7 protein-coding genes and 1 pseudogene are annotated in these 4,359 nt (G+C 69.6%); 5 read left to right on the plus strand and 3 right to left on the minus strand.

Annotation, left to right across the window (positions count from 1 at the left end):
* The 5 genes from ABNT58_RS12600 to ABNT58_RS12620 form a co-directional block, all read left to right on the plus strand.
* The coding region (locus tag ABNT58_RS12600) for a biotin/lipoyl-containing protein (protein ID WP_348753822.1) at positions 1-736 on the plus strand (736 nt) is incomplete at its 5' end.
* A 34-nt stretch (positions 737-770) separates the two neighbouring features.
* Complete coding sequence (gene bioB / locus ABNT58_RS12605; protein WP_348753828.1) at positions 771-1,781, plus strand: biotin synthase BioB; 1,011 nt, start codon at positions 771-773, stop codon at positions 1,779-1,781.
* Between the two features lie 6 nt (positions 1,782-1,787).
* Positions 1,788-2,279: a VOC family protein gene (locus tag ABNT58_RS12610; protein ID WP_348753823.1), complete on the plus strand. Its 492-nt coding sequence runs from the start codon at positions 1,788-1,790 to the stop codon at positions 2,277-2,279.
* 5 nt (positions 2,280-2,284) lie between these two features.
* Positions 2,285-2,602 (plus strand): ATPase with chaperone activity, encoded by a 318-nt coding sequence (locus ABNT58_RS12615; RefSeq protein ID WP_348753824.1) that lies wholly within the window; start codon positions 2,285-2,287, stop codon positions 2,600-2,602.
* Between the two features lie 11 nt (positions 2,603-2,613).
* Complete coding sequence (locus ABNT58_RS12620; RefSeq protein WP_348753825.1) at positions 2,614-2,976, plus strand: hypothetical protein; 363 nt, start codon at positions 2,614-2,616, stop codon at positions 2,974-2,976.
* Here the strand turns inward: ABNT58_RS12620 and ABNT58_RS12625 are convergent.
* From ABNT58_RS12625 to ABNT58_RS12635, 3 genes and pseudogenes are all read right to left on the minus strand, one after another.
* Complete coding sequence (locus ABNT58_RS12625; protein ID WP_348753826.1) at positions 2,973-3,785, minus strand: competence protein CoiA family protein; 813 nt, start codon at positions 3,783-3,785, stop codon at positions 2,973-2,975. The two genes, ABNT58_RS12620 and ABNT58_RS12625, sit on opposite strands and share 4 nt — an antisense overlap.
* Positions 3,786-3,800: 15 nt before the next feature.
* Positions 3,801-3,995, minus strand: a complete 195-nt coding sequence (locus ABNT58_RS12630; RefSeq protein ID WP_348753827.1) for a YqaE/Pmp3 family membrane protein — start codon at positions 3,993-3,995, stop codon at positions 3,801-3,803.
* Positions 3,996-4,000: 5 nt separating this feature from the next.
* Positions 4,001-4,359, minus strand: a pseudogene (locus ABNT58_RS12635) (excinuclease ABC subunit A); the annotation flags it as partial.

Here is a 4,359-nt window from a genome sequence, read left to right on the forward strand (position 1 = left end):
GTTCCAGGCGGCGCTGCTGGCGCATCCGCGCTTCGTGTCGGGCCAGTTCAACACCGGCTTCATCGCCGAGCAGTTTCCCGGCGGCTTCCGCGCCGAAGACGTGCAGCACGACGACCCCAAGTTCCTGGTGGCGCTGGCCGCTGCGGTGAACCTGCGCTACTTGATGCGCGCCGCGGGCCTCAGCGGCCAGATGCCCGGCCACGGCTTCGTGGTGCGCGAAGACTACGTGGTGGTGATCCAGGGCGGGCAGGGCAAGGACACGCAGGTGCCGGTGCAGGTGAAGCTGAATGGTGGGATCGTGGTGGAGGTCGACGGCAAGTCCTACGACTTCCACTCCGACTGGACGCTGCGCGACATCCGCATCACCGGCCAGTGCAATGGCCAGGCCTTCACCGCGCAGGTGGAGCGGCTGGGCCTGTCGCTGCGCATCAGCCACCATGGCACGCGCATCGATGCTTTGGTGCTCACGCCCCGCGGCGCCGAGTTCCACCGGATGATGCCGTATAAAGCGCCCCCCGATACCAGCAAGCTGCTGCTGGCGCCGATGCCCGGCCTGCTGGCCGACGTGCCGGTGACGGTGGGGCAGAAGGTGCTGGCCGGCGAGAAGCTGGCCGTGATCGAGGCGATGAAGATGGAGAACATCCTCTTCGCCCAGCAGGACGGCGAGGTGGCCGAGGTGCTGGCCACCAAGGGCGAGAGCCTGTCGGTCGACCAACCCATCGTGCGTTTCGTGTGAATGACAAGGAGAGGGCTGCATGGCGGCTGGTGAGATGAACGACGTGGTGGAACAAGCGGTGCAATGGGTGGCACCACGTGCCCCCAGACCCGCGGCCGCCGCGCCCGCCTGGACGGCCGAGGCCGTGCTGGCGCTGATGGAACTGCCGTTCATGGCCCTGGTGCACCGCGCCCATGCGGTGCATGCGCAGCACTTCCCGCAGGGCGATGTGGAGCTGGCCTCGCTGCTGTCGGTCAAGACCGGTGGCTGCCCGGAGGACTGCGGCTACTGCCCGCAGTCGGTGCACTACGACACCGGCGTGGAAGCCGGCAAGCTGATGGACGTGGACGCGGTGATGGAAGCCGCCCGCGCCGCCAAGGAAGCCGGTGCCGCGCGCTTTTGCATGGGCGCGGCCTGGCGCTCGCCCAAGGACCGCGACATCGAGAAGGTGAGCGAGCTGGTGCGCGGCGTCAAGGCCCTGGGCCTGGAAGCCTGCGCCACGCTGGGCATGCTCACGCCCGGCCAGGCCGGCACGCTGGCCGAGGCCGGCCTGGACTACTACAACCACAACCTGGACACCGCGCCCGACTTCTACGGCGACATCATCCGCACCCGCGAGTATCAGGACCGGCTGGACACGCTGGGCCATGTGCGCGACGCCGGCCTGAAGGTGTGCTGCGGCGGCATCGTCGGCATGGGCGAAACCCGGCTGCAGCGCGCCGGGCTGATCGCCCAGCTGGCCAGCCTTGACCCGGCGCCGGAATCGGTGCCGGTGAACCAGCTGGTGGCCGTGCCCGGAACGCCGCTGGAAAACGCCGAGCCGGTCGATCCGTTCGAGGTGGTGCGGGTGATCGCCGCCGCGCGCATCACCATGCCGCGCTCGCGCGTGCGGCTGTCGGCCGGCCGCCGCGGCCTGGACGACGGCGTGCAGGCGCTGTGCTTCATGGCCGGCGCCAACTCCATCTTCTACGGCGACAAGCTGCTGGTCACCGGCAACCCCGACGCCACCGCCGACCGCGCACTGCTGGCGCGGCTGGACCTGCCCATCACCGCCCCGCAAGGCTGAGTATTCATGGCTACCTCCGACAAGCCCTTCCGCATCCTCGGCCTGCAGCAGATCGCCATCGGCGGGCTGGACAAGCAGAAACTGCGCGCCCTGTGGGTGGACACGCTGGGCCTGGCCGTCACCGGCCAGTTCAGCTCCGAGCGCGAGAACGTCGACGAAGACATCTGCGCGTTGGGGCAGGGCGTGCACAAGGTGGAGGTGGACCTGATGCAGCCGCTGGACCCGGACAAGAAGCCGGCGGTGCATGCCACGCCGCTGAACCATGTGGGCCTGTGGGTGGACGACCTGCCGCGCGCCGTCGAGTGGATGAACGCCAACGGCGTGCGCCTGGCGCCGGGCGGCATCCGCAAGGGCGCCGCGGGCTACGACATCTGCTTCATCCACCCCAAGGGCAACGACGAGTTTCCGATCGGCGGTGAAGGCGTGCTGATCGAGCTGGTGCAGGCCCCGCCCGAGGTCATCGCCGCGCTGGGCGGCAGCACCGCCGCCGCAGGTTGAGCTTCATGGACGACAGCAGTCAGATCGTCATCCCTGAATCGTTCATCGCGCTGTACCAGAGTGCGCCGGGCCGCAAGCCCAGCCTGCCGCGGCTGGAACTCACCGCCCGCTACGAGCTGTGCGAAGACCTGGCCACCTTGCTGGTGGACCAGGCGCAGACGCTGCAGTTCAAGGAAGACCTGCCCGAAGACATCGTGCTGGACCGCTGCCTGCGTGGGCTGCAGGCCAGCCCTGACACGGTGAGCGCCGACGAGGCGGTGTGGGTGGTGCGGCGCACCGCCGAGCTGCTGAACTGGAGCTGGGCGCCCAAGGCGCCGGGCTGAGGCTCAAGCCGTTGAATCCAGCGGCGGCGCCACCGACGGACCAGGAGCTGTGCGCGGCCCTGTCCGACCTGTTCGTCGATAACCTGGTGGACTACGACGCCATCGCGGCCGTGGCCAGGCAGTTCCCGCTGGCGCACGTGGAGACGGTGCTGTTCGACTGGGTGGCCCCGGTGTGCCATGCCAATCTGCTGACGGCGGTGCCGCCAGTGTGGTCGGGCTTCGCTCCCGGGCCGTTGTGGCAAGCCATCGCCGAGCATCGCCGGCAAGCGGCGGATGCCGGTCCGTTCAGGCAGGTGATCGACCGCGCCAGGCAGAAGATGCTTCGCCGGCGCCTCGCCCCGGTGTGGAATGAGTTGAAGCAGCGCCTGGCTTAACCCAGCGCCGCAGCCGGGCCAGGCCCTTCAGCCGGCTTCCACCAAGCCGGCTGCTCATCCACGTACAGGCTGCAGCGCGGCACGTTCACCGTGCCGCCCGACCATTCGCGCCGCACCACCGGCCGAAAGCCGGCGCTGATGGCCACGCGTGCGCCGTGGTTGGGGTTGCGGTAGCGCTTCGATCGACGCGGCTGGCCGCCCACCGTCAGCGGCAGGCCTTGCTCATCGCGCGTGGTGTAGGCGGGCGTGTGCAGCCAGTGGGCGTCGAAGTGCACCGGCTGCAGCTCGTCGGCCTGGGTCCAGTAGTACACCCGGCCGCCGTACACCGCATGGCACCAGCGCTCCCAGGCCTTGGGGCTGTAGGGGCTGAAGGCGATCTCTTCGCCCGCCAGCGCCACCCACAGCACATGCACCTGCTGCGCGTGGTAGGCCAGCGTGCGCCTGACCAGCACGTCCAGCGGCAGCTCGCTGCGCTGGATCTCGACGGCCACCGGCACGCCGCGGATCAGCGCGAACACATCGGCCACGTTGCTGCCGATGTCCTTCTCCAGCTCCACCTCGACCACGCCTTCGGCGCTGCGCAGCGCATCGAAGATGGCCTGCTTGCAATCGCGGTGCTGCGCGCTCTCTCCCCAGCCGCGCAGGCAGTCACCGGGCTGCGCCTGATGGCGGAAGTGGTGCACCCGGATGGCGCCCTTGACCAGCAGCGCCGGTGCGCCGCAGCCCACGCAACGGAAGGGCCCGTGCACCCGGTGGCAATGGCCGGCCTGCACCTTGCGGCCATCGGCCTCGCGCAGCGCGGTGAGCATGGCCCAGCCCGGTCGTCAGCGCCGCTGGCCCAGCGCCCTCTCGATCTTCTGGTCGGTCTTGTACTGGCTCAGCGCATACACCGCCCAGATGGTGGCGGGCAGCCAGCCGATCAGCGTGACCTGCAGGATCAGGCAGATGATGCCGGCGATCGGTCGGCCGATGGTGAAGAAGGTGAGCCAGGGCAGGAGGAGGGCGATCAACAGTCTCATGATGGTCATGCAGATGGGGTCGTGGCCATCTTAAGCAAGCGCTGCAGGTACGGCCCGGTGCGGCTGCCCTTGGCCGCGGCCACCTCGGCCGGCGTGCCGGCGGCCACGATGCGCCCGCCCTGGTCGCCGCCACCCGGGCCCATGTCGATCACCCAGTCGCAGGCGGCGACCACGCGCAGGTCGTGTTCCACCAGCACCACGGTGTTGCCGGCCTCCACCAATTGCTGCAGCTGGGCCATCAGGCGGTCGACGTCGGCAGGGTGCAGGCCGGTGGTGGGTTCGTCCAGCACGTACAGCGCATCGCCGCGCTGGGCGCGCTGCAGCTCGGTGGCCAGCTTGATGCGCTGCGCTTCGCCGCCCGACA

The organism is uncultured Aquincola sp. (assembly GCF_964001545.1).
GTDB lineage: Bacteria > Pseudomonadota > Gammaproteobacteria > Burkholderiales > Burkholderiaceae_C > Aquincola.